The sequence below is a fragment of the Pseudomonas sp. MHK4 genome (assembly GCF_054600775.1).
Genome location: NZ_BAAIAK010000002.1, coordinates 512,793 through 537,406 on the forward strand (window position 1 = coordinate 512,793; position 24,614 = coordinate 537,406).

Below are 24,614 nucleotides of genomic sequence, written 5' to 3' on the forward strand. Positions count from 1 at the left end.
CACCGTCAACCGGCGCGCTGCGTCCATGAGCGGATTCGAGAAGGAGCAAACACTAGTGAATATCCAGGTCGATAGTGCGGTCCTGCAAAAGAAGAAAACCTATATCTATGAGTGGTACGTGGTCGGCCTGTGCATGATCGCCTACATCTTTTCGTTCGTGGATCGGCAGATCCTGGCGCTGATGATCGAGCCGATCAAGGCCGACCTGCAGATCAGCGATACCCAGTTCAGCCTGCTGCACGGGCTAGCCTTTTCGTTGTTCTACGCCTTCATGGGCATGCCCATCGCTTATCTCGCCGACCGTTTCTCGCGACCGAAGATCATCGCCGTCGGCGTGGTGTTCTGGAGCCTGGCGACGGCCGCCTGCGGCCTGAGCAAGAACTTCCTGCAGATGTTCCTCGCGCGCATTGGCGTCGGCGTCGGCGAAGCGGCGCTGTCGCCGTCGGCCTACTCGATGTTCAGCGACATGTTCCCCAAGGAGAAGCTCGGCCGCGCCGTTGGTATCTACTCGATCGGCTCGTTCGTCGGTGGTGGCCTGGCCTTCCTGGTGGGCGGTTATGTGATTGCCATGCTCAAGGACATGAATACCATAGAGGTCGCTTTTCTCGGTGCGATGAAGGCCTGGCAGCTGGCGTTCTTTATCGTCGGCCTGCCTGGCATCGTGGTCGGCCTGCTGATCTGGCTCACCGTGCGCGACCCGGCGCGCAAGGGCCTGCAGGTCGATGCGCAGGGGCGGGCCAGGAAGGTCGGGATGACAGATGGCTTGCGTTTCCTCGGGCGCCACCGCGCCACCTTCGCCTGCCATTACCTGGGCTTTTCGTTTTATGCCATGGTGCTGTTCTGCATGATGAGCTGGAGCCCGGCGCTGTACATCCGCAAATTTGGCCTGACGCCAATGGAAGCGGGCTACATGCTCGGCACCGTGCTGTTGTTGGCCAACACCGCCGGGGTGCTGTTCGGTGGCTGGCTCACCGATTACCTGGCCAAGAAAGGGCATCAGGATGCCGCGATGCGCACCGGCGTGATCGGCGCCCTGGGCATGGCGGTGCCGGCCGTGCTGTTCCCGCAAGTCGATCAATTGTGGCTGTCGGTGACCCTGTTGGTGCCGGCGATGTTCTTCGCCTCCTTCCCGATGCCGGCCTCCACGGCGGCGATGCAGATCCTCGCGCCGAACCAGGTGCGCGCACAGGTGTCGGCGGTGTTCCTGCTGATCAGCAATCTGCTGGGGTTGGGCCTGGGCACCACGCTGGTGGCGCTGTTGACCGACCGCTACTTCGGATCGCCCGCAGCGGTGGGCTCGTCGATGTCGCTGGTGATCTGCGGTGCGTCGGCGTTGACGGTGTTGCTGCTGTGGCGTGGCTGCCGGCGTTTTCGTGAAAGTTATGCCCGGGAGTATCCGTCCCGGGCCTGATTGGTCATAGTCCACGATCGGCACCTCGGCCTCGCTCCTGTCAAAGGGAGCGGGGCCGAGGTGCTCCAGGTCAGGAGAAGCCTTGATGTTGAATGACGTACACCTGCTGGAACGGCACAGCCTGCTCAGCTCGGCCGATTACCGCGAGATCAAGGACAAGGTCAGCCAATATCTGTGCCCGCACAGTTTCAACGTACTGCGTGACGAGCCGATTCATACCCGGCTCAACGGGGTATTCTTCGGCACTTCGGCGCTGCTCGACTTGCGCTATGGCGCGCCGGTGGAAATCACCATCGGCGACATTGCCGATCAGTACCTGTTTCGCATCACCTTGCAGGGGCATTGCCAAGTGGGCCACGGGCGGCGCAGCGCGGCGATGCAGTCGGGCTGCCTGAGCGTTTCCTCGCCGTTCGCGCAAAGCCGCATCGTCACCGATGGCGAGTGCCGTAACCTGATCCTGCGCGTCGACCGGGATGCGCTGGAGTCGCAGTTGCAATGCCTGCTCGGCCGCAGCCTTCGGCAGTCGGTGATCTTCGATGTCAGCGTCGATCACCTGGGCGCCGGCGTCGTCAGCCTCTATCACACCCTGGACTACATCTGCCGGCTGTACGGCAGCGGCGTGGACGGGTCGCGTCTCGCCAGCGGCCTGTCCGACTACCTGATGCAACTGCTGCTCACCCAGTTGCCGCATAACTACTCCGCGGACCTGTCGCTCGATTCCCGCGCACCGCTGCCGCACCACGTGAAGAAGGCCCGTGACTACATCGAGGAACACCTCGACCAACCGATCAGCCTGGCGACCCTGAGCGAGCTATGTGGCGTCTCGGTGCGCACCTTGCAGAACGGCTTCCGGCAGTTTCTCCAGCAGGCGCCGGTCGAGTACATCCGCGACCGCCGCCTGGCGCTGATCCACGAGTCGCTCCAGCGGGGCAATGCCTTTGAGACCGTCACCGAAATCCTGTTGCGACACGGCATCAACAGCTTCGGGCATTTTTCCAGTGCCTATCGGCAACGGTATGGCTGCCTGCCGTCGGACACCCTGCGACGACAGAAGCATTGAGACTTCTGCGTAATCCGTAGCTTGGCTGCGCAATCGGATAAGCCTGGGGCGGCACCGCTCGATAGCATCGAGTCTCTTACAAGAGGAGTGACTCGATGAATATTACCGTGCTGGGTGGTGGACACGGCTGTTATGCCGCTGCTGTCGAAATGGCTGAGAAGGGGCATCAGACCCGCCTGTGGCGTCGTGATTCGGCAGCGCTCAAAGAGCTGCTGGCGATCGGCAGCCTGACCATCAAGGACTATCAGGGCACTCGCCAGCTTTCGGTCGGTAAACCGGGTGACAAGCTGTCACTGACCGACGACCTGGCCGAAGCCCTGGCCGACGCGCAGCTGGTCATCATCGCGCTGCCGTCGACCTCCCACGAAGACCTGGCCAGACAGGTGGCGCCGCATCTGCGCGACGGTCAGGTGGTGTTCCTGCCACCGGGCACGTTCGGCAGCTACGTGTTCGCCAAGGCCATGGCCGATGCGGGCAACCGCAGCAAGGTCGCCTTCGCCGAGACCGGCACGCTGCCGTACCTGGTGCGCAAGCATGGCGCCAGCGACCTGGTGATCAGTTGCTACGCCACCCGCCTGCCGACGGGCGTGTTCCCCAGCCACCTGTCCGAACACGCCTTCGCTGTACTGCGCGAAGCCTACCCCAGCGTCGAACCGATCGAAGACGCCCTGAGCGGTGCGCTGATGAACGCCGGTCCCATCATCCACCCGCCGTTGATCATGATGAACGCCGGTCCCTTGGAGCATTTCGAGGCCTGGGATATTCACAACGAAGGCACCCAACCGTCGATTCGCCGCGTGACCAACCAGCTCGATGCCGAGCGCATGGCCGTGCGCGAAGCACTGACCTACGGCGCACCGCACTTTCCCCTGGCCGATCACTACAACAGCAGCGAAGGCGAGGAGTGGATGTACGGTCGCGGTGCCCATGGCAAGCTCACCGACAGCGGCGACTGGCGCGAAGACATCGACCTGCAAAAGCACCGCTACATGCTCGAAGATACCCGCCTGGGCCTGTCCTTCCTGGTGTCCGTCGGCCGCTGGGCCGGTGTGCCGACCCCGGTTGCGCAAGGGTTGCTGAGCATTGCCTCGGTCGTCGCCGGGCGTGATCTCTACGCCGAGGGCCGTACCCTGGAAAACCTCGGCCTGGCCGAGTTGAATCGAGCACAGATGACCGAACTATTGACCGAGGGTTGCAACTGATGAACGCCGCGCTGCCCCAAGTCAGCGTGGTCGGCGCCGGCCGTATGGGCGAGGGCATTGCCCTGGCGTTCATCCATGCGGGCCTGCCGGTCACCCTCATCGACATCAAGGATCGCGCCGAGGATGAGCGCCACGGCTACTTCGAGCGAGTGCGCAACAACATCCGCGGCGAGCTGCAGATGCTGGTTCGCCTGGGCATGCTCGTGCCTGCACAGGCGGACGTCGCGCTATCGCGATTGACCCTGCAATCCCGGTCCCGGGCAGCAGAGGCTTTGCACCGGTGCGACCTGGTGTTCGAAGCCGTGCCGGAAGTGATCGAGGTCAAGCAGCAGACCTTCGCCTGGGTCAGCGAGCATGTCCCGGCGTCGACCATCATCGCCTCGACCACCTCGACCTTCCTGGTCACCGAGTTGAGCGAAATGGTCAGCGCGCCGCAGCGCTTCGTCAACGCGCACTGGCTCAACCCCGCGCACCTGATGCCGCTGGTGGAAGTCAGCCGCAGTGAAGCAACCTGCCCAGAGGTGGTGGAGCGGCTGCTGCATCTGCTCAAGCGCATCGGCAAGGTGCCCGTGGTGTGCAATCCGGTGGCGGGCTACATCGTGCCGCGCATCCAGGCACTGGCGATGAACGAAGCGGCTCGGATGGTGGAAGAGGGCGTGGCCAGCGCCGAAGATATCGACACCGCGGTGCGCGTCGGCTTCGGTTTGCGCTTTTCGGTGCTGGGCCTGCTGGAGTTCATCGACTGGGGCGGCGGCGACATTCTCTACTACGCCTCGCGTTACCTCAGTGGCGCGCTGGCACCGCGTTTCGAGTCGCCCCAGGTAATAGCCGACAACATGCAAAACGGCCGCAATGGCTTGCGCGATGGCCAGGGCTTCTACGATTACCGTGACGTGGACGTGGACGCCTACAGGCAGCAGCGTCTCGGCGCCTTCGTACGCAAGCTGGAGTTGTCGGGGTTGACGCCATCGTTCGATGGCGCCTTGAGGCAGGCCTGAAAGCGGACTGATTTAGCGACGATAGTAGCGGCGATCGTCGTCGTAGCGGTGCCCCATGGCACGATCGCGGTGGTGGCGCTCCCAATCACGATGGCGTTCCGCTTCCCGGCGGGCTTGCTCTCGACGCCACTGATCTCTACGCCATTGGTCGCGGCGCCAATCGTCTCTACGATCGTGCCAACGGCCGTCGTGCCAGTATCGGTCCTCATGGGCCAGCAATGGCCCTGGCTGCTGGTCGGCCATACTGGCCAGGGTCGGCCAAGGGTTTTCGGCGGCCTTGACGGGCGCCTGGGCGGCTGTGACTTCAGTGGGGAAAACAGGGGTTGCGGGCTTCATCTGTGTGGCTGATGCCGAGCCCATTGCCGCGAACGCGAACAGGCCGAGAAGCACCATCCGTGGGTCATGGAATTTCATGCGCGAAGGCAACCTCTGATTGTCAATTGGACGTGTGGCCATCCGGCTGAGGCAAGCTTGCGGGTTCGCGCTTGCCTAGCGGATGTGCCTATCCAAATAGACCGATAATCAGAGAAAAGTTCGCGGGACCGTCACCTGGTTGATCCTGCAGGTGTCGTCTGCTGGCTTGGCAACCCTGTGCCGTCAATCCGCTTTCACGTCCAGGACGCATTCCATGGCACCGCTCTGCAGCGTCCGCTGTTTTCTGAGAACGACTTCAAACGCACGGTCAACGGGCAGTACGGGAACGCCGGAGCCCAGAATGATCGGAAGGGTGGTGATGAACAGCTGCTGCAATTCCCCGGCGTCGGCAAAACAGGCTGCCGTTTTGCCGCCACCGACCAGCCAGACATTCTTGCCCTTCGCCGCCTGCCTGGCCCTGGCCGCGATGGCCCCGGCATCACCACGTACGAAGGTGATATCCAGATTGGCGGGGACTGACCGGTTCCTGTTGCTCATGACAAAGGCGGGTACATCCTGGTAGGGCCAGTTGTCGGGAGCGTTCGACATGATCCAGTCATAGGTCTGAGACCCCATGACCACCGCTCCGACCGTCTGATAAAAATCATCATAGGCCGTTGCGTCATCCCCCAGCGCAAAGTTCTCCAGCCAATCGAGTTTGTGTTGTTGAGTGGCAATAAAACCATCCAGGGTGGCGGCTACGTAATAGACCAGCGTCGACATGTGTTTTCCTTGTCATCATGCAGGCGGGAAATCATGAGCCCCTCTGGAACGTGGCGAGGGGCGATGGTGATCATTTAATTCCGGTAGGCGAAGATAATGCCGTTTTCTTCCCCTTGGTCAAGTTACCCCCGACACTCCACCAGCCCCTTGACCTGCCCCGAGTCCGTCTGGTTTTCATCACTCAACCAGCGCTCAAACCCCGCGCCAATCGCCGGCCACTCCGAATCGATAATCGAATACCAGGCGGTATCGCGGTTCTGTCCCTTGACCACCATGTGCTGGCGGAAGACGCCTTCGAAGCTGAAGCCCAGTCGTTCGGCCGCGTACTTGGAGCGGGCGTTGCCGTTGTTGCATTTCCACTCCAGGCGCCGGTAGCCGAGGGCGAAGGATTCCTTGGCCAGCAGGTAGACGGCCTCGGTGCTTTTCGGTGAGCGTTGCATCGGTGCGCCAAAGGTCACGTGGCCAATTTCGATGCGGCCCTGGGCCGGGACGATCGACATCAGGCTGAGGAGGCCTTGCGCCTCGCCGCTGGCGCGGTCGATCACGCTGAAGAAGTAGGGATCGCTGCTGGCGGCATGGTTATTCAGCCAGTCGTTGAAGGCGCCGCGCTGCGGGAAAGGACCGTAAGGCAGGTAGTCCCACAGTTTCGGGTCGGCACCGGGGCCTTGCAGGGCGTTGAACAAGTCGTCGCCGTGGCGTGCCGGGTCGAGTCTTTCCAGGCGGATGAATCGCCCTTCGATCAGTTGGACGGTCGGGGCCGGGACGCCTTTCCAGTCGGCGAGTGAAGTCGGCATGCTGTTCTCCTTGAACCTTAAATGGCTTTGCGAAACTGGATGAAACCCGGACGCTCGGCGATGCGCTCGTAGAGCTGGATCGCGGTGGCGTTGGTTTCGTGGGTCAGCCAGTGCACTTTGTTGCAACCGTCGGCCTTGGCCGTGGCGTAGACGAATTCGATCAGCTGGCGGCCGACCCCTGTGCCTCGGGTTTCGGGCTCAACCAGCAGGTCTTGAAGGTAGCACGAGTTTTCGATGCTCCAGTTCGAACGATGGTAGATGAAATGCACCATGCCCACCGCCTTGCCGTCAGCCCAGGCGAGGGCGGCGTGGGTTGGCTCGTTCGGGTCGAGCATGCGCTGCCAGGTGCTTTGGCTGACGGCGTCCGGCAGTTCGGTGTTGTAGAAGCGCAGGTAGGCCTGCCATAGCGGCAGCCAGGCAGCGTGGTCGTCGGCGCTGACCTGGCGGATGTCGATCTGACTCATGTTCATTCCTTATGGCATCAAGTGGGCGAGGGCCTGGTCGTTTGCGTCGGGGCTGGCGGCCAACCCTTCGCGCACACCGGCGATGTCGGCGGTGTTGCGGTTCTGGCTGAGCTTGCGTTTACCTTCCAGGCGCTGGATCGGCAGGGCGAAACCGACGATGGCCTTGAGCATGCCATCGATGTAATCGGCGGGGGCATCGGCGACCTTCCACGGTTGCGCGCGACCGGCTTCATGTCGATCGGTCAAGGCGCTGACCAGCGTGCGCAGGCGATCGGCATCGGTGAAGACTTGCGCGCTGCCATAGGCGTGCACGGCGACGTAGTTCCAGGTCGGCACGACTTTGCCGTGCTCGGACTTGCTCGGGTAAAACCCGGGGCTCACATAGGCATCGGCACCGGCAAAGATGACCAGTGCTTCAGCACCGCTCTGCAGTTCCTTCCACTGCGGATTGGCCTTGGCGAAATGGCCGTACAGGGTGCCGTTCGGGCCTTCATCGGTGTTCAACAGCAAGGGCAGGTGACTGGCTTGCAGGCCTTGTTCGCCATGGGTGACCAACAGGGCGAGGCGGGTGCCAAGTATCTGTTGCTGCAGTTCATGCAAATCTTTGAGGGCAAAAGCGCTGGGCGTATACATGGAAATATTCCTTGGCGAATGCCTGCATCCTAGGCAGGCTATTGGTCTGTTGTAAGAGCCATTTAAGGCAAATTTCATAGGTCCATTGTCATGACGGATGCGCCGCTGTCCTTGTCCTTCAACCCGGCCGGTATCGAACTCGACCGCCGCCAGGGCTTGAGTCGCCAGCTCTATCAGGCCTTGCGGGTGCGGGTGCTCGACGGGCGACTGGCCAGCGGTACGCGTTTGCCGGCGAGTCGTGATCTGGCGACGGCCCTGGAGATTTCCCGTAACAGCGTGGTGCGGGCCTACGATCAACTCTATGCCGAAGGGTTTATCGAGGGGCGGGTGGGTGACGGGACCTATGTCGCGCAATTGCCGCAAGCACCGTTGCCGGGCAGCAAAGCAGCGCCCAAAGTGCCGTCGGGTGTCTCTGCCAAGGGCCTGGAAGTGCCTGTAGTGGCGGCCGAGAACGTACTTCACAGCGGTGCATTGGCGCGGCTTGAAAACAACCATTTGCCAACGCCTCCGAGCGGTCCGCCGCGGGCTTTTCGGGTCGGCGTGCCGGCATTCGATCTGTTTCCGTTCGAGGTGTGGGCCAAGCTGAATGCGGCGTTCTGGCGCAAACCGGATCTACAGCAGCTGTGTTATGGCGCGCCGCAGGGTGATGCGCGATTGCGCGGGATGATCGCGGCCTATTTGCGCAGTTCTCGCGGCATGCAGTGCACGGCGGAGCAAATCGTCGTGACCAGTGGCGCGCAGCAGGGGATCAGCCTGTGTGCGCAGTTGCTGGTGGAACCGGGGGACGGGGTGGCGATTGAAAACCCCGGGTATCGGGCGGCTGGTCACGCGTTTGCGGTGGCCGGTGGGCGATTGCACGGAGTCGCGGTGGACAGTGAGGGCATTGACTGCAGCGAACTGGCGCGCCTGGGCGATTGTCGCCTGGTTTACGTGACGCCTTCACATCAGTACCCCACGGGTGTGGTGATGAGTCTGGCGCGACGCCTGGAATTGCTGGCCTGGGCCGAGCGCAGCCAAGGCTGGATAGTCGAGGACGATTATGACGGCGAGTACCGTTACAGCGGTGCGCCGCTGGCGCCGTTGGCCGCGCTCGACCGTCGCGGGCGGGTGCTTTATGTCGGTACGTTCGGCAAAGTGGCCTTTCCTGCCTTGCGCCTGGGTTATCTGGTGCTGCCGCCGGCACTGGTCGAGGCGTTTGCCCAACGTCGGGCGGTGGATGTCCGGCATTCCGAGGTGAGCACCCAGGCGGTGATGGCCGAGTTCATGGCCGCCGGACATTTTCAGCGCCACGTGCGGCGCATGCGTCGTGCCGCGTTGAGCCGGCGCAACACGCTATTGGCCAATTGGCCCGCGGATATTGCGGGTGTCGGCAGCCTGCCAGGCGTGGCCGCCGGGTTGCACATGACGGTGGCGGTCGACACTCAGGCCCGCGAACGAGAACTGATAGAGGTCGCGGCCAGCGTCGATGTCGAGATCAATGGCTTGAGCAGCTACTGGCTACCAGGCTCGACAAACACGCCGGATCAACGCGCCGGGCTGGTACTGGGATTTGCCGCGGTGCCTGAGGAAGCGATCAGTGCGGCACTGCAACGATTGAACAAGGCCTGGCGCAGGACTCGCTGAAAGCGCGAGTCCTGGCGGGCATGGGTCGCCTCTCAGGAACCCGAAGCCGCTGGGTGGTTCTTTGACAAGAACAGCTCATCCGCCAGTTTCGGGCTGATTTCGCTGCGATAGACAGCGATCAACTCGTTATTGGACACGGCTGCGCGCAAGTCCAATGCCCCACCGAGCTTGCGTTGAGCTTCGGTTTTCAGGTGGGCGGCGGTGTAGGTCTTGGGTGGGGAGTTCGGGCCCGAATAGTGAAAGTGGGCGTACCAAAGCACCTTTGCAGCGTCATGTTCGCGTATCTCGTATTCTTCGAGATAGTCGTTTTTGTGGCCCTTGAGTCGACGCCGACCGGGTGTCTTGACGATTTTTATCAGTTTCCTGCTCATCAGCCATTCAACGCGAGCCGCGGTGGGGGGCTGTTCCTTGGTCATGCGGATTCGCGCCAGGCGACCTTTTTCGTAGAGCTCGGTCGCGCGCTCGTAGAGCTGTTTGGCCAGTAGTGCGGCTGACCGCGGTCCGTCTTCAGTCTTGTTGTCAGCGGTCAGGGCGTTTTCGATCGTATCGGCCGCTTCCTGCAGGCGATTGGCGTGCTGTTGAAACATTTCCTCGATTTCCGTGGGATTGCGTCCCGGCACCTTCGAGTGACCCTCTGTTCGGCGGATGAACGACTGCAACTGATCCACCAGCATCTGACCTTTCTGGACACTGGTCTGCAGATCAGGGCGTTCCGGGGCAGTTGCCTGCGCTGGCGTTCGCTCATGTTCGACCCAGACGCCCGGTGTTTTCTCATGGAATGTCGCAATTACCTTGTGGGTCAGTGGGGATGTCACGTCGATCCATTCGGTGTTGTCTGCCGCCGTGCGGGCACGAGGTTTGCCAACCACCGTACCTTTGTAACGGATCTTGATGATGCGTTTCGAGGCGGGGGCAGGACGCGACGGGCCCGGTGTCGGTTCGAGTGACTTGCGTTCATTCAGGAGGTCAGCGAGATGTTTCACGCTGTGCTCCTTGAATATTTCGATCCGCTGGCGCATGAGGTCCAGGGGTGTTTGCAGCAACTGCCGCGGATATTCGTCAGGCAGGTCGAGTATCCGCAGGTCGAGGATTGCAAATTGCTCCACCAATTCACTGAAGCCGTCGATCCGCTCTGGCAGCGGCAGTGCATCGTCCTGCTCGGCGAGGTCCAGCGAGGACTGGATGGTCAGGCCCGCATCCTCGACAAGCTGTTCCATCGCTTGCCGGGCTGGCGCCGTATCCACCGTGGAGCTGTCACTCAGGCAGAGTTCCTGAGCCAGGCTGATCTGGAACAGTTTCAGCTCGTTCTGCTTGAAATCGGGCAGCCGGTCCTTGTGCTCCCGGGCCATTTCGGCCGCTTCTTTGCCCAACCGTTTGAGCTCTTCGATGCGTGCCTGGGCAAACTCGATCTTGTCGATAAAGCCCTGGGCCAGGTCACTGGTGCGCTGGTGGGTCTGGCGGGGCGTCTGTGTGCCATCGCCCGGTTCGTTGTCCAACAGCGCGAGGGATCGAAGTATGTGTTCACCAAACACCCTGTTTTGTTGATTGAACCACGTCTGCGTCAGGTACAACTGATGGTCCAGGCACTGGACCAGGACCTCGCGGTAGTTGGGGATCGAGTCAATGCTGTTGTAAGCCTTGAGCTGTTCGATGAAGGTGCCGAATTCGGCCACTTGTGCATCCAGTGTTTCGAGCAGATGTTGCCGATTCGGATCGGAAACGACCGTGGCGGGCGCTTTCACTGCCTTTTGCGCGGTATCGAGTACCTCCGCCAGCAGGACTTTGCGATTCTCAAACGCGGTCAGCTGTAGTTTCAGCGTGGCTTTGCGTTGCTGGTTTTCCAGTGCCAGCGCTTTTCGGCTACGGCCTCCGCCACGCAATCGCAGGCGCGTATCGATGAACCATTGTCCCTGTGCGGAATGAATCAGCAGCGGACCGCTGCGTGACGGCGTGATGCGCGAGTCGGTGATTTGCACATCGCCATCGTCGTTGAGCCAGACCTCGAACCAGCGCTGGCCGACCTGGGCATACCATTTTTCCTTGAGCGGGCTCAGATAGCGGTAAGGGCCGGGTTCGGTCGACGCTGTTTCAAGCCCTGGGGGCTTGGCGATGGCCAGTCGGTCCAGCGCGGAAGCCAGGCTCCTTTGCGACAGGATGCCCAGGGTGTGCAGGGGGGTAGGGTGGTTGTCAGGCAGGTGGTGAGCGACGATATCCGGCATTTGCGTCATGGTGATGGCCGGGACCGGCTTTTCGAGCGCTGGCACGGCTTTCTCAAGGTGTGGGGCGCGGGGTTTGTTACGAGTGGCAGCATGGTGAGTCAGGACCATGCCCAGGGTCAGAAACAGATCGGTCAGCGCGGTCCATGCACGCTCGGAATCATTCGCTTCCCGGGCTTCACCCGCCTGGTCCAGATCGTCCATGATCTGCCAGATCCAGGCGGCGGTCGTAGCCGTACGCCCAAGAAAGGGCAGCGTTACATTGAACAGCATCCATGCCGCCTGTTTGAGGGTGGTCCAACGACTTTGCGCATTGGACACCGACTGCCGGTCGGCCAAGGTGATCAAGGCGTTGGCGTTGGCGGTAAACAGTGCCGGCAAAGTGGGTTGCGGCATCGGCGAGGAGCCCAGGTTCAATGTGCCCATCATCCCCAGCGCCGACGTTGGCTCGACCAGCCATTGGGACAGCGTCCAGACGGAGGGCAACTCGCCAGGGAACACGTATTGCGAGTAGTTGAAGCGTACGTCATCCGCTAACCAGGCCAGGACCGACTGGCGCAACGACGTGTTGTGCCTGATGCCGTACAGCAGGTTCGCTTCGCCGGGGTATTGCAGCAGTGGATGATCGAGCAGTGGCCGATACAGCAGGCACGGGCCTTTTTCGACCAGTCGCGGCCCGATCACGAACATGTTGGCAACTTGGTCAGCCTTGCCGTCGGTGCGTCCGCCTGGAACAAAAGCCAGTGGGCGAATGATGATTTCCAGACCCTCGACATAACGGTCTGCCACCTTCTCCTGCAGGGCTGCGACGACATAGCGATAACCGAGATCATCGATGCCGGCCTCGCCACGGATCTTCGCTTGCAGCGCTTGCAGCGGTAGCTGGATGCGCAAGTCATCGGCGTAGAGTTGCTGGCGCCGGGCCTTTTCCCTGGGCTCGTCGAGCAGCGTGCGCTTGATCAGCCCTGGGTAGGTTTCGCCGATGTTCACTGCGCTGACCAGGGTGTCCAGATAGGCCGGCGTCAGCCATGGCGCAATCGCTGATCCGTCGCGGTATTGCACGGTTTTGTTGCCCCAGGGAAGGGCCGTCAGATTCTGCAAAGCCAGATCGACGAGGGACAGTGTGACGGTTTCGGTCTCGCCCGGTACCGCGAATGCCCCCAGGATGACGGGGCGAGTGCTGCTTATTTCAATGTCTTCCAGGCGCGGCAGGGAGGCTTGCGGATGATCCTTTGTCATCTGCTCTCGCAAGGCCTTCAGGGTAAATTCACGCAGCGCAGCAATGCCATCGAGAAACGACTTGCCGGCATGCTGCTCGCGTAACAACGCCAGGTCCAACAAGTGTCGACTGTAGCGAGTGAGGTCTGCCGTCGAGGCATCGAGCAGCCAGTGCGGTACATGACGCTGGATCTGGCTGAAACGCGTGGGATGTTGCTGCGCGAGCTTTTCGAAACGATCGGCCGCTGCTGCGATACGTGGGGCCAGTATCGAGACCGCGATCTCATTGAGCGAGCCAATGGCCTGGATTTCCAGGGCGATCAACGCACAGGCCTGCTGGTCGAAAAAATTGCCCGTGGGTTCGTAAAGGCGCCATTGAAGTTGTTGATCATTTGCCGGTGAAGTGATGCGCCTTGAAAGTGACTGGCCCAACGCCGCCAACGAGTCGTAGCACCTGAAGCCCTCGGTGATCGAATGGGTCAGGACGAGCGTGCGTTGGCCCAGCGTGCCGACAATGACGGCGATGTCCAGAAGCTGCAGATGTTCGCTGCGCTGCTGATCCAGGTGGTCGATGTCGATCAGGCAGACCCGTATCTGATACTTGTCGTGGACTTGGCGATCGGCCTGTTGCGGGTAGTTGTAGACGGTAAGGGCCATCGCCCGTTGGTCTTCGTCCCAGTCCTTGTGCTGGTCGACGTTCCAGAGGCTATGCAGGGCTTCGCTGAACTGATGCCAGCGAGGTTTGTCGGGGGCGATGGGTTCGTTCCAGTAGTCCAGTTGTTGCTCCTGATAGGTCACGAACAGCAACCGGGCCAGGCGATTGAGCACGCAGCCGATGGCATCGATCTTTACCGGTAAGTGGATGCTCGTCTCGACCCCCGGCTGTCGGGTCAGGAAGTGTTCCCCGTCGATGTAAGTGACTGTCGCGCCTGACAAGGCGAGGCGTACCAGTGCGTCAGTCAGGGATTCGAACCCGCTGCTGCCGGGCAAGACCTGGTTGTCGATGATGGTCCAGACGGGCGTAACCACCATGGTCAGGTTCGGATCGATGTGCAGTTGCGGATACTCGATGTCGAGGGCCGCGCGCAATGAATTCGAAGCGACTTCCCTGATCGAGGGGCCGGTCACCAACTGGGTCAATATGTCGTCGGGATTGATGGAGGGTGTGTCGGGCATGGCCGTTTCCTGTTTCCGGTGAGGCGCTGCGAGGGGGGGGGCAACGCGGTTTTCGGGCAAGGTAGAGGGCTGGCGGTGGCTCAGGGTGGTAGATATGTATCGCCGGAAAAAGACCCGCGTCATCGCTGAATGATGTTTTGAATAACAGGCATTTACTTGGGAAGGTGAGATCAAGAAAAACTTTGTCGGACTTTTCCTACAGCGTTATCGGATTTACAAATTGGAAGTTGCTTTATTTTGCATGGTGATACTAACCTAAGGGCGCTTTGCTGATTGGGGTTTGCAACAAATGAAGTATGAGAACATTCGATATTACACATCTGTAATCCTGCTGGTTTTTGCTTGCGCTGTACTGCCTGCAAGTTTTATTGCGCTCGGAATAACAAAGCTGTTCGAATTGAATGAAAAATATCGACATATCGTCTTTTTCGCAACTTATGCACTTATTGTTTTTTGGGGGGTGCGATTCTACATTCCAAGAATGCGTGGTGTGATATAATGGTGCTTCCTAAACTTTACCTGTCTTCTGGATTTCCCGCTGAAGCCATTGCCTCTATTGTCAGTAGGTCAACTAGTGCCTCAAAAGATAATGCCAGCCTCCCAGTCTGACGATAAGCCATTTCATAGTTGAGCGGGTCGCGTCTGAACAGCTCCACCGAGCCGGCCTTTGATACGGGCCTAAATACCCCATATCCCGAAAGAACCAAATCAACACCGTAATACTTCATGTTTCCTTCATAGTCATTATCAGATCCAATTTGGTAAAATCTTCTGACAGGCCCGACCGTGTTTGGAGCGCTCGGCCCATGATAGATATTTCCGAAACCTTCATAGATATTATTTACGCCATGTCCAACCATGAGTGCGCCCGGAATCACACCAAGTCCCCACGAAGCTCCGGTAATAGTGACACCTGTCCTAACCTGCATAACCCCCGCCACAACCCCAATACCATTTTGAAGATAAAAGCGCGCCTTTGACGATAAATCCTCATATTCCGCTGTTATGTCCTGCACCGCTTGCCACGCGCTAATAACCCCCTCATCAACCGCCTGAATAATATCATCAACATAGGCAGCCACAATCGACCCAAATCGAAGCCGAGCAAAACCATCAGGAATATGTGCCATGCCCACACTGCTTCCAACTGCAACCAAATCAGAAGCCGCTCTGGTCACGTCATGAATATCGCAAGAAGTTTCATTCATTTTCATTCATCCAAGTGCTATAGGCACTTGTTGCCCCAGGAACGTGCGCCCAAGCAATATCTCTATATCGAATAGATACCAACTCTTGTGGCTCTGCATCATTCATGCGAATGGCATGGGGGACTTGCTGGCTGATATGCGCAATACGCGCACCTGAAAGGCGTATTGAATAGTAGCGCTCTTGTCCTCCCGTCGAAGCGGTTCGGTATAAATTGATGATGCAATCCAGTTCTTCGCCTTCATGCAGCGCGCTCGCCAGCAGTGGTGATGATTTGTCGATGGCTTTGGTGATCATGACAGGCATGTGTTTGCCGCGACCACCGGAGATGCTGCCGTCATAACCTGCAACCATATCGTGCGAATAGGCCAACACCATGATTTCATCCTGATGGCCGAACTGACACTTGTTACCGATAGAGTTTTGGCCTGAGCAGCCGGCAGAAATCATCCCTTGACGCTTGCCGGTAATACTCATGTAACTGTGACTCGCCATTGGCGTCGCTCCTTAATGTATTCGGAGCGTCAGGCTATAGAAAAATCGCGAGCTCGAGTGTAGGCCGTTTCTGATTTTTTAGTTCTCCATGCAGTTTTTCTGAAGATTCCGAAAATACTGTAGGTAAATGCGACGTCGCTTGTAGGACAGCATATCAACAAGAGATGGAAGTTGGTGCCCCACGAACAAAAAACTGGCTCATCGCCGTAATGCTATTCACTTAAGCGGCTGCCGCGACCGGTCAAGTTGAGCATGGGATCGGAGCTTAAGAAGTTGAAAAGTCGGCGAGGTCGAGCAGGTCCTGTTGAATAGTCATGAAAAATCCGATGCCAGAGGTCTGGCATCGAATTTCTGGAGAAGCTTTCAGGTCCCGGATTTGATCTTGGTCCAGGCCCGGGTGCGTGCGCGTTCAGCATCGCGCGGCAGCGGTTGCAGGGTATAGAGCGTGCCCATCGCCGCGTCGGTCGGGTACAGGTTCGGGTTGTTGCGAATAGCCGGGTCGACCAGTTCGGTGGCGTCCTTGTTCGGGTTGGGATACCCCACGAAGTCACTGACCGGTGCGATCACCTGGGGTTGCAGCAGGTAGTTGATGAAGGTGTAGGCGTCCTCCGGGTTCTTGGCGCCCTTGGGAATGGCGAGCATGTCGAACCAGATCGGCGCGCCTTCCTTGGGCAGGCGCATGTCGACGACCACACCGTTCTTCGCTTCCTTGGCGCGGTTGGCGGCCTGGGAGAAGCTGCCGGAGTAGCCGACTGCGACGCAGATGTCACCGTTGGCGATGTCGGCCATGTACTTGGACGAGTGGAAGTAGGTGATGTGCGGACGGATCTTCATCAGCAGCGCTTCAGCCTTGTCGTAGTCCGCAGGTTTTTTGCTGTTGGGGTCCAGGCCCAGGTGTTGCAGGGCCAGGGGCAGGATCTCCGATGGCGAGTCGAGCAGGGCGACGCCGCACTGCTTGAGCTTGCTGATGTTTTCTTCCTTGAAGATCAGGTCCCAGCTGTCCACCGGTGCATCGACCCCCAGCGCGGCCTTGACCTTGTCGGGGTTGAAGCCGATCAGGATGGTGCCGTACATGTAGGGCACGGCGAACTTGTTGCCCGGGTCATTGGCTTCGATCAGCTTCATCAGCTTGGGATCGAGGTGGTTCCAGTTCGGCAACTTGCTGCGATCGAGCGGCTGGAACACGCCGGCTTCGATCTGCTTGGCCAGGAACACGTTGGACGGCACCACCACGTCGTAGCCGGAGTTGCCGGTCAACAGCTTGGCTTCCAGCGCCTCGTTGGTGTCGAAGATGTCGTACACCAGTTTGGTCTGGGTGTTCTGCGCCTTGAAATCTTCCAGGGCCTTGGGGGTGATGTAGTCGAACCAGTTGTAGACACGCAACGTTCGTTCTTCTGCGTGAACGCCGCCAGCGAGCACCGTGGCGCACAGGGCAGGCAGGATAAAACGCTTGAGATTGTTCATGGTTTGGCGATTCCTTGTTAAGCGTTTTCGAAGCCTTCAAGAACGTTGACGGCGTTGATGCCGATCTCTTCTACCGCGTAACCGCCTTCCATCACGAACAGCGTCGGCACGCCGAGCTGGGCGATGCGTCTGCCCATGGCCAGGTAATCGGGGCTGTCGAGCTTGAATTGGGAGATCGGGTCGTCCTTGAACGTATCGACACCGAGCGAGACGACAACGATGTCGGCGCCATAGCTTTTGATCTCGTTGCAGGCCTGCTCCAGGGCAGCGCTCCAGGCATCCCAGCCACTGCCGGCGGGCAACGGATAGTTGAAGTTGAACCCTTCACCGGCGCCTTCGCCGGGTTCGTCTTCATAGCCAAGGAAGAATGGGAACTCGGCTTCTGGATGGCCGTGGATCGAGGTGAACAGCACGTCGCTGCGCTCGTAGAAAATCGACTGGGTGCCGTTGCCGTGGTGGTAATCGACGTCGAGGATCGCGACTTTTTTGTGGCCCTGGTCGAGGAAGGCCTGGGCGGCGATGGCGGCGTTGTTGAGGTAGCAATAACCGCCCATCAAGTCGCTGGCGGCGTGGTGTCCGGGTGGACGGCACAGGGCGAAGGCACTGCGGGCGCCGCGCTGGATTTCTGCCTGGGCGGTCAACGCCACTTGCGCCGCGCTGTACGCCGCTTGCCAGGTGCCGGCGGTAATCGGCGCACCGCCGTCGAAGCTGTAGTAACCGAGCTGGCCGTGCAGGCTGGTGGGTTTTACCTGGCGCAAGGTGCGGGCCGGCCAGGTGTAGGGCAGCAAGTCACCGTCGGTGTTGAACTCGGTCCAACGGGCCCAGGCGCCCTTGAAAAAGTCGAGGTAGTCGCGGCTGTGGATGCGCTCGATCGGCCCGAGGCCGAAATCTTTCGGCGCTTCTACCGGGCCCAGGTTCTGCTTTTGCACCCGTTGCAACACGTGGTCGGCACGCGAAGGCATCTCGAAGCAGGGCTTGAGTTGCCCGTCTATCAGTTCACAGCGGCCGTGGTGCAGGTGGTGATCGTCCGAGTAGATCGTCAGCATTTTGTTGTTCTCCGCAGGCTGGTTCGGTTGCACACAGTCTTGCGGCGTCGAGCGTTTCGGAGAACGGCAGGAAAGGCCAAAAGGGGATTTATATGGCCAAAATGATTGACCGAAATTCGCCCCTTTACGCGCGCCCGCCTGGAGCTGCCGAAGGCTGCGATCTTTCGCTCTTCAAGGCCGAAACTGACTGGGCGCAACCCCACTCCAGCGCACAAACGCATGGCGAAAACTCGCGGTCTCACTGAAACCCAGCGCCTCGGCAATCCGGTAGATCGGCATCTGGTCCTCGCACAACATCTGCTTGGCCTGCTCGAATCTCAGCTCATCGAGCAACTCCTGATAGCTGCAGCCCAGATCCTTGAGATGCCGACGCAAGGTGCGCGCTGAACAATTCATCTGCTCGGCCAAGCCTTCCAGCCCAGGCGCCGCATTCAGCTGCGCGCTGAGCAGTTGGCGAATCCGCCCCAGCCACGCCTGGCGTCCGGTGAATTCAGTGTTCTGTTTGCGGCAACGCTCGGCCATGGCTTGATGAGTGATGACGTCGGCCAGCGGCAAGGGTTGGTCGAGCCAGCGCTTGTCGAAGGCAAAGGCGTTGTCCTGCGCCCCGAAATGCAGCGGGCAGTTGAAGTGTTCGGCGTACCTCGCTTCGTAGTCGGGCGCGGCATGCTCAAAGCGTGCAGCCAGCAGCGGCAGTGGGTGACCGAGCAGGTCGTCGCAGATGACCTTCAACGACACCAGGCAGAACTCGGCGTTGAACACGGCCAGCGCCGGATTTTCACGGTAATCGGCGGCGACAAACCAGACGCGCTCGCCATCCTCTTCCAGGCTCAGCTCGAAAAGTGTTCCCAGCAGCGCCGGATAACGCATCGCCAGACGCAAAGCGTCACCGAAGGTGGCACTGGTGAGCAGGGCATAACCGAGTATGCCGTAGGACGAAACATGCATCCGCCGGCCCAACTCGAGGCCGATATCGTGCTTGAGCGCGACGGCATTGGCGCAAACCTGCATCTCTTGATTGGTGGTGATGCGCGTGTCCGCCCGGCTCAGATCCGCGGTACTGATGCCACTGCCGGCCAACAAGGCTTCGCTGGACAGGCCTTCGGCCTTGAAGGTGTTGAGCACCAGGGAGACGGCGTTGAGGGTGGTGAGGTGGGAGTGGAGCATGCTCGATTCCAGCGTGGGGGTGCTGGAACCGAGCAACTTGTGTGCCGCTTTGTGTCAGAAAACCTTAATGGCCACTCAACAACGAAGCCGCCCCGGCGCCGCCGAACAATCCGGCACTGACCCGGTTGAACCAGCTCTGGCCCTTGCCGCTGCGCAGGTACCGTGCAGCGCCATGGGCACCCAGTCCATAGGCCAATTTGCACAGCAGATCCAGCACGGTCCAGGTGGCGATCATCACCAGCAGTTGCGGCAGGAACGGTTGCTCGGCGCTGAGGAACTGCGGCAGAAACGCGGCGAAGAACAGGATGTCTTTCGGGTTACTGGCGCCGAGCATGAAGGCGCGCCCGAACAAGGCGCGAAAGCGTGGAACCGCTGCCGCCTGAGGCACTTCGGCGCCGTGGGACGGTTGGCGTGATTGCTGCCAGCTCTGCCAGGCGAGGTAAAACAGGTACAACGCGCCGACGATTTTCAGTGCGCTGAACAACTGTTCCGATGCCAGCAGCAGGGCGCCCAGGCCCAGTGCCGAAGCGCTCAACAGGCAGATCGAGGCAATCACGCCGCCGAGAAACGCCGGGTAGGAACGGACCAGGCCGTAATTCAGACTGTTGCTGATCATCAGCAAAGACAGTGGTCCCGGGATCAGGATTACCACCAGCGCAGCGCCGCTGAACAGCAGCCAGGTTTCCAGACTCATCACTTTCCTCCATTTGCACAAAAGCCTCACCCGACGGGGTGAGGCTGGTTTCAAGCGCGTACCGTCGAAATTTACAAGAAGATGAACTTGGCAATGAAGATTGCGCAGAGCACCCACAGGCTGACGGAAATTTCCTTGTACTTGCCAGTGCCGGCCTTCAGCGCCACGTAGGTGATGAAGCCCAGCGCGATGCCGTCTGCGACCGAGAACGTCAGGGGCATCATGATTGCCGTGACGATCGCCGGAATGCTGTCGGTCGCCTCGTCCCATTCGATGTGGGCCATGCCGCCCATCATCAGCATTGCTACATAAATCAGCGCACCGGCGGTGGCATAGGCAGGGATCATGCCGGCCAGCGGAGCGAAGAACATGGCTGCAATAAATAGCACACCTACGGTCACTGCGGTAAGACCAGTCCGACCACCTGCGGCTACACCAGCGGCACTTTCCACGTAGCTGGTGACCGGCGGAACGCCGACCACCGCCCCGAATACGCTGGAAGCACTGTCGGCTTTCATGGCGCGCGAAAGGTTTTCGATCTTGCCATCAGCGTTCACCAGGTTGGCGCGCTGGGCCACTCCCATCAAGGTGCCGGCGGTGTCGAACATGTGCACGAAGAGGAAGGCCAGCACCACGCTGATCATGCTGACGTTGAACACGCCGGCGACATTCATGGCCATCCAGGTCGGGGCCAGGCTCGGCGGGGCCGACATGATTCCCTCGTAGTGCACCAGGCCCAGGCCCCAACCGGCCAGGGTCACGGTGATGATGCTGATGAGAATCGCGCCGAACACCTTGTGGTAGCTGAGGATGGCGATCATCAGGAAGCATACGGCGGCGAGCAGGGGGCCAGGCTCGCGCAGGGAACCGAGCTTGATCAGGGTCGCCGGGCTATCGACGACGATGCCTGCGGTTTTCAAGCCGATCAGCCCGAGGAACAGGCCTACGCCCGCGCCCATGGCGAAGCGCAAGCTGACGGGGATGCTGTTGAGCAGCCATTCGCGGATCCGCGAGAAGGTCAGGATCATGAACAGCACACCGGAGACGAACACTGCACCCAGCGCGGTTTCCCAGTTGTAGCCCATGGTGCCAACCACGGTGTAGGTGAAGAAAGCGTTGAGGCCCATGCCCGGCGCCAGGCCCACCGGCCAGTTGGCGTACAGGCCCATCAACAGGCAGCCCAGGGCGGCGGCGATGCAGGTGGCGACGAAGGCCGCACCATGGTCGATCCCGGCGTCGGCCATGATGTTGGGGTTGACGAAGATGATGTAGGCCATGGTGATGAAGGTTGTCAGACCGGCAATCAGCTCGGTCTTCACCGTGGTGCCATGCAAGCTGAGTTTAAAGATGCGCTCCAGCCAGCCATTACGTAAAGGCGGCGAGAGATCCAGCGTCGATGCTTCGGATTTGCGGCTTTCCACAGCGAGGTACTCCTCAAGAGTTTTATTGTTATTTCCAGGGCCGGACCCATGAGGGTGGCAGCGGCCCTTTGAGGCACTTGCGAATTTGTTGACCGTTAGGTCAGGAACTCGCACGAAGTGGATTATGCTTTTGTATACAAATAAAGCAAATAATGTTTTTGGTTTTGTCGACGAAAAGTTTGGCAATAGGGATATATCGCCTTCGTGGGCCTCATCGCCAGCAGGCTGGCTCCCACAGATTTTGTGTACACCACAGATCACTGTGGGAGCCAGCCTGCTGGCGATAGGGGGTAGAGCAGTCAATCAACAACAGTCTGACTGTCCCCAAGCGCCAGATTCACCGCCAACCACCCATTCACCGCCGTCTCCCCAGCCTCGGCAAACACCCGCTCAAGCAATTTCACCTGCTCACGCCGCAGTGCCTGTTCAAACCTTGCCCCATCGTCGGTCAATTCCAGCAGCCGCTTACGCTTGTCCGTCTCGGACGCCACGCTGTCCACCAAATGCATTTCCAGGAGTTGGCGCAACGGCATGTTCAGCGCCTGCTTGCTCACGCCAAGCAACGCCAGCAACTCCTTGACGCTCAGGTTCGGGTATCGGGCAATGAAAAACACGATGCGTTGATGCACCCGGCTCAAGCCTCGGCGCTCTAGCATTTCATCGGCCTTGGCGGTGAAGGCCTGGTAACCGAAGAAGAACGCCTCCATGGCCTGCTGTTGGGAAATCGGGTTTTTAAGGTCAATCATGTTGACGTATCCGCTCGAGCTGTCGTAATTTCGGTCAACAAGTTTGACTCATTTTCCCTTGGCCTCGCTACCGGTGACCCCCATGGCTTTTTCCGAACGTGTCTCGCGCCTTAAAAGTTCTTTGATCCGTGAAATCCTCGCTGCCGCCCAGCGTCCGCAGGTGATGTCGTTCGCCGGAGGTTTGCCGGCCGAAGCCATGCTGCCGAAGGTCGAGTGGGACCAGATGCCGGTATCCATGGGCCAGTACGGCATGAGTGAAGGCGAGCCGGCCTTGCGTGAAGCCCTGGCGGCACAGGCGCGGGCACTGGGTTTGCCATGCGAGGCGAACCAGGTCTTGGTGGTCAGTGGTTCCCAGCAAACTCTCGACCTGGCAGCCAAGCTCTATATCGACAGGGGCACCGAGATTCTGCTCGAGGCACCGACCTACCTGGCGGCGCTGCAGATCTTCCAGCTGTTCGGTGCCCATTGCCTGACCGTGCCGCTGCAAGCCGATGGCCCGGACCTTGCGCAACTGCGCGCGCGCCTGGAAAAACATCGCCCGGCGTTTATCTACCTGATCCCGACGTTCCAGAATCCATCGGCGGTGCGTTACAGCGAAGCCAAGCGCGAGGCGGTCGCGGCATTGCTGGATGAGTTTGGCGTGACCCTGATCGAAGACGAACCCTACCGTGAGTTGACCTTTGATGGCGGCAGCGCCCAACCGATTGCCGGACGTCTGAAGAAAGCCAGCTGGATCTACACCGGCACCGTGTCGAAAACCTTGCTGCCCGGGTTGCGTGTGGGGTATCTGATCGCCAGTCCAGACCTGTTCCCGCATTTGTTGAAACTCAAGCAATCGGCGGACCTGCACACCAATCGGGTCGGCCAGTGGCAGGCGCTGCAATGGCTCGGCAGCGAGCCCTATCAGCAGCACCTGAGTGAATTGCGGGGATTTTACCGGGTGCGCCGCGACGCATTCCAGGCGGCGCTGCAAAGGCATTTTGCCGATCTGGCGGATTGGCACGTGCCCCAGGGCGGGCTGTTTTTCTGGCTGACGCTCAAGCAACCGCTGGACACCCGGACGTTGCTGGCGGAGGCGCTGGCCAATGACGTGGCGTTCATGCCGGGTGAGCCGTTCTTCCCTGAGCCGGACAATCATCACGGGCATCTGCGGCTCAATTTCAGCCACATTGACCCGGTGCGGCTGGAGGAGGGGCTCAAGCGATTGGCGGCGGTGGTGCGGCAGGGGCAGGCTACGCAAGCGGCCTGAAGAAAAAACCGGCTTGAGGGCCGGTTTTTTGTCTGGATTTTGCGGTGTTTGTGCCGACCTCATCGCCAGCAGGCTGGCTCCCACAGGTTTTGTGTACGCCACAAATCCCCTGTGGGAGTCAGATCAATCACACCACAAATACATCAGGCTGCAGCAAACCGCTTGTCCAGATATTCAATGATCACCTTGGACTCATACATCCAGGTCGTCTGCCCATTCTCGACGATACGCAGGCACGGCACCTTGATCTTGCCACCTTGCTCCAGCAGGGTCTGGCGATCCGTTTCGCTGTTCTTCGCATCACGCAAGGCTACCGGTACGTTCAGGCGGCGCAGGGTGCGGCGGGTTTTCACGCAGAACGGGCAGGCATGGAACTGATACAGGGTCAGGTCCTTGGCGGCGGCTTCGACCTGGGCCTGGGCGGCGGCAGGGCGCTGCTTCTTGCCGGGGCGGGTGATGAAGTCGATGAAGATGATCAGTTGGCCAAGGCCGACACGAAGCGCTTTTACGAACACGTTTAAAGCCTCACGGTGCTAATGGAGAAAGGCGCGCAGCTTACCTGATTTTTCACAGGCGAAAAAAAACCGGCGATGAATGCCGGTTCTCTTCGTGGGGCGAATTACTTGATCAAGCTGAGAAATTCGCTGCGAGTCGCGGCGTTCTCGCGGAACTCGCCCAGCATCACCGAGGTGATCATCGACGAATTCTGCTTTTCCACACCGCGCATCATCATGCACATGTGCTTGGCCTCGATCACCACTGCAACGCCCAGGGCGCCGGTGACCTGCTGGACTGCATCGGCAATCTGGCGGCTGAGGTTTTCCTGGATCTGCAGGCGGCGGGCATACATATCGACGATCCGCGCGACTTTCGACAGGCCCAGCACTTTGCCGCTCGGAATGTAGGCCACGTGGGCCTTGCCGATGAACGGCAGCAGGTGGTGTTCGCACAACGAGTACAACTCGATGTCCTTGACCAGCACCATTTCGCTGTTGTCGGAGCTGAACAAGGCACCGTTGGTGACTTCTTCCAGCGTCTGTTCATAACCGCGGCAGAGGTACTGCATGGCTTTGGCGGCACGTTTTGGCGTGTCGAGCAGGCCCTCGCGGGAGGGATCCTCGCCCAGTTGGCCAAGGATCGCGGTGTAATTCTGTTCCAGGGACATGAAACTACCTGTGGGATTTTACGCAAAGGGCA

At 59.9% G+C, this 24,614-nt stretch carries 22 protein-coding genes; 6 read left to right on the forward strand and 16 right to left on the reverse strand.

Translation table 11 applies throughout. The features are described 5' to 3' along the window. The first annotated feature begins 55 nt into the window (after positions 1 to 55). The 4 genes from ACYP2Q_RS07270 (at position 56) to ACYP2Q_RS07285 (ending at position 4,671) form a co-directional block, all read left to right on the forward strand. The gene (locus ACYP2Q_RS07270; protein WP_459729882.1) at positions 56 to 1,411 is read left to right on the forward strand and encodes a spinster family MFS transporter; all 1,356 of its coding nucleotides are present in this window, start codon (positions 56 to 58) and stop codon (positions 1,409 to 1,411) included. 85 nt (positions 1,412 to 1,496) lie between these two features. Further along, the gene (locus ACYP2Q_RS07275) at positions 1,497 to 2,471 is read left to right on the forward strand and encodes an AraC family transcriptional regulator (protein ID WP_459729883.1); all 975 of its coding nucleotides are present in this window, start codon (positions 1,497 to 1,499) and stop codon (positions 2,469 to 2,471) included. A gap of 95 nt (positions 2,472 to 2,566) precedes the next feature. Beyond that, positions 2,567 to 3,673: an NAD/NADP octopine/nopaline dehydrogenase family protein gene (locus tag ACYP2Q_RS07280; protein WP_459729884.1), complete on the forward strand. Its 1,107-nt coding sequence runs from the start codon at positions 2,567 to 2,569 to the stop codon at positions 3,671 to 3,673. Continuing rightward, positions 3,673 to 4,671 carry a 3-hydroxybutyryl-CoA dehydrogenase gene (locus ACYP2Q_RS07285; RefSeq protein WP_459729885.1) on the forward strand — a complete coding sequence of 333 codons (999 nt, stop codon included), beginning with the start codon at positions 3,673 to 3,675 and terminating at the stop codon, positions 4,669 to 4,671. The genes ACYP2Q_RS07280 and ACYP2Q_RS07285 overlap by 1 nt, the downstream gene beginning before the upstream one ends. A 12-nt stretch (positions 4,672 to 4,683) precedes the next feature. On the opposite strand, the gene ACYP2Q_RS07290 is transcribed toward ACYP2Q_RS07285, so the two are convergent. The 5 genes from ACYP2Q_RS07290 to ACYP2Q_RS07310 all read right to left on the reverse strand — a co-directional run bounded on the left by ACYP2Q_RS07290 (position 4,684) and on the right by ACYP2Q_RS07310 (position 7,699). Continuing rightward, positions 4,684 to 5,085, reverse strand: a complete 402-nt coding sequence (locus ACYP2Q_RS07290) for a hypothetical protein (protein ID WP_459729886.1) — start codon at positions 5,083 to 5,085, stop codon at positions 4,684 to 4,686. Positions 5,086 to 5,268: 183 nt separating this feature from the next. Then, entirely contained in the window at positions 5,269 to 5,808 is a 540-nt protein-coding gene (locus tag ACYP2Q_RS07295) for a dihydrofolate reductase family protein (RefSeq protein ID WP_459729887.1), read from the reverse strand. A gap of 122 nt (positions 5,809 to 5,930) precedes the next feature. Then, entirely contained in the window at positions 5,931 to 6,602 is a 672-nt protein-coding gene (locus ACYP2Q_RS07300; protein WP_459729888.1) for a GNAT family N-acetyltransferase, read from the reverse strand. A gap of 17 nt (positions 6,603 to 6,619) precedes the next feature. After that, positions 6,620 to 7,066, reverse strand: a complete 447-nt coding sequence (locus ACYP2Q_RS07305) for an N-acetyltransferase family protein (protein WP_459729889.1) — start codon at positions 7,064 to 7,066, stop codon at positions 6,620 to 6,622. Positions 7,067 to 7,075: 9 nt separating this feature from the next. Then, positions 7,076 to 7,699 carry an FMN-binding negative transcriptional regulator gene (locus tag ACYP2Q_RS07310; RefSeq protein ID WP_459729890.1) on the reverse strand — a complete coding sequence of 208 codons (624 nt, stop codon included), beginning with the start codon at positions 7,697 to 7,699 and terminating at the stop codon, positions 7,076 to 7,078. Between the two features lie 90 nt (positions 7,700 to 7,789). Between ACYP2Q_RS07310 and pdxR the strand changes: the two genes are divergently transcribed. After that, positions 7,790 to 9,322, forward strand: coding sequence for a MocR-like pyridoxine biosynthesis transcription factor PdxR (gene pdxR, locus ACYP2Q_RS07315; protein ID WP_459729891.1), 1,533 nt, complete (start codon positions 7,790 to 7,792; stop codon positions 9,320 to 9,322). A gap of 32 nt (positions 9,323 to 9,354) precedes the next feature. Here the strand turns inward: pdxR and ACYP2Q_RS07320 are convergent, their stop codons facing one another. The 9 genes from ACYP2Q_RS07320 to ACYP2Q_RS07360 form a co-directional block, all read right to left on the reverse strand. After that, positions 9,355 to 13,932 carry a dermonecrotic toxin domain-containing protein gene (locus ACYP2Q_RS07320; RefSeq protein ID WP_459729892.1) on the reverse strand — a complete coding sequence of 1,526 codons (4,578 nt, stop codon included), beginning with the start codon at positions 13,930 to 13,932 and terminating at the stop codon, positions 9,355 to 9,357. A 515-nt stretch (positions 13,933 to 14,447) separates the two neighbouring features. Beyond that, positions 14,448 to 15,140: a DUF4225 domain-containing protein gene (locus tag ACYP2Q_RS07325; protein ID WP_459729893.1), complete on the reverse strand. Its 693-nt coding sequence runs from the start codon at positions 15,138 to 15,140 to the stop codon at positions 14,448 to 14,450. Continuing rightward, entirely contained in the window at positions 15,133 to 15,633 is a 501-nt protein-coding gene (locus ACYP2Q_RS07330; RefSeq protein WP_459729894.1) for an Hcp family type VI secretion system effector, read from the reverse strand. Before ACYP2Q_RS07330 ends, ACYP2Q_RS07325 begins: the two co-directional genes overlap by 8 nt. Positions 15,634 to 15,996: 363 nt before the next feature. Beyond that, positions 15,997 to 17,097: a polyamine ABC transporter substrate-binding protein gene (locus ACYP2Q_RS07335; RefSeq protein ID WP_459729895.1), complete on the reverse strand. Its 1,101-nt coding sequence runs from the start codon at positions 17,095 to 17,097 to the stop codon at positions 15,997 to 15,999. A 17-nt stretch (positions 17,098 to 17,114) separates the two neighbouring features. Then, a complete protein-coding gene (locus tag ACYP2Q_RS07340; protein ID WP_459729896.1) occupies positions 17,115 to 18,143 on the reverse strand; it encodes a histone deacetylase family protein in 1,029 nt (342 codons plus the stop codon). 171 nt (positions 18,144 to 18,314) lie between these two features. Next, complete coding sequence (locus ACYP2Q_RS07345) at positions 18,315 to 19,307, reverse strand: AraC family transcriptional regulator (RefSeq protein WP_459729897.1); 993 nt, start codon at positions 19,305 to 19,307, stop codon at positions 18,315 to 18,317. Positions 19,308 to 19,371: 64 nt separating this feature from the next. Next, on the reverse strand, positions 19,372 to 20,001 hold the full coding sequence (locus ACYP2Q_RS07350) for a LysE family translocator (RefSeq protein ID WP_459729898.1): 630 nt from the start codon (positions 19,999 to 20,001) through the stop codon (positions 19,372 to 19,374). A gap of 71 nt (positions 20,002 to 20,072) precedes the next feature. After that, entirely contained in the window at positions 20,073 to 21,422 is a 1,350-nt protein-coding gene (locus ACYP2Q_RS07355) for an NCS2 family permease (RefSeq protein ID WP_095196825.1), read from the reverse strand. 299 nt (positions 21,423 to 21,721) lie between these two features. Then, positions 21,722 to 22,168, reverse strand: coding sequence for a MarR family winged helix-turn-helix transcriptional regulator (locus ACYP2Q_RS07360; RefSeq protein WP_459729899.1), 447 nt, complete (start codon positions 22,166 to 22,168; stop codon positions 21,722 to 21,724). An 82-nt stretch (positions 22,169 to 22,250) separates the two neighbouring features. On the opposite strand from ACYP2Q_RS07360, the gene ACYP2Q_RS07365 reads away from it, so the two are divergent. After that, positions 22,251 to 23,417, forward strand: a complete 1,167-nt coding sequence (locus ACYP2Q_RS07365; RefSeq protein WP_459729900.1) for an aminotransferase-like domain-containing protein — start codon at positions 22,251 to 22,253, stop codon at positions 23,415 to 23,417. Positions 23,418 to 23,560: 143 nt separating this feature from the next. Here ACYP2Q_RS07365 and ACYP2Q_RS07370 read toward each other — a convergent pair whose 3' ends face one another. Both ACYP2Q_RS07370 and folE read right to left on the reverse strand, forming a co-directional pair. Beyond that, positions 23,561 to 23,932 carry a glutathione S-transferase N-terminal domain-containing protein gene (locus ACYP2Q_RS07370; protein WP_459729901.1) on the reverse strand — a complete coding sequence of 124 codons (372 nt, stop codon included), beginning with the start codon at positions 23,930 to 23,932 and terminating at the stop codon, positions 23,561 to 23,563. 104 nt (positions 23,933 to 24,036) lie between these two features. Beyond that, complete coding sequence (folE, locus tag ACYP2Q_RS07375) at positions 24,037 to 24,582, reverse strand: GTP cyclohydrolase I FolE (RefSeq protein WP_046815589.1); 546 nt, start codon at positions 24,580 to 24,582, stop codon at positions 24,037 to 24,039. Positions 24,583 to 24,614 lie beyond the last annotated feature (32 nt).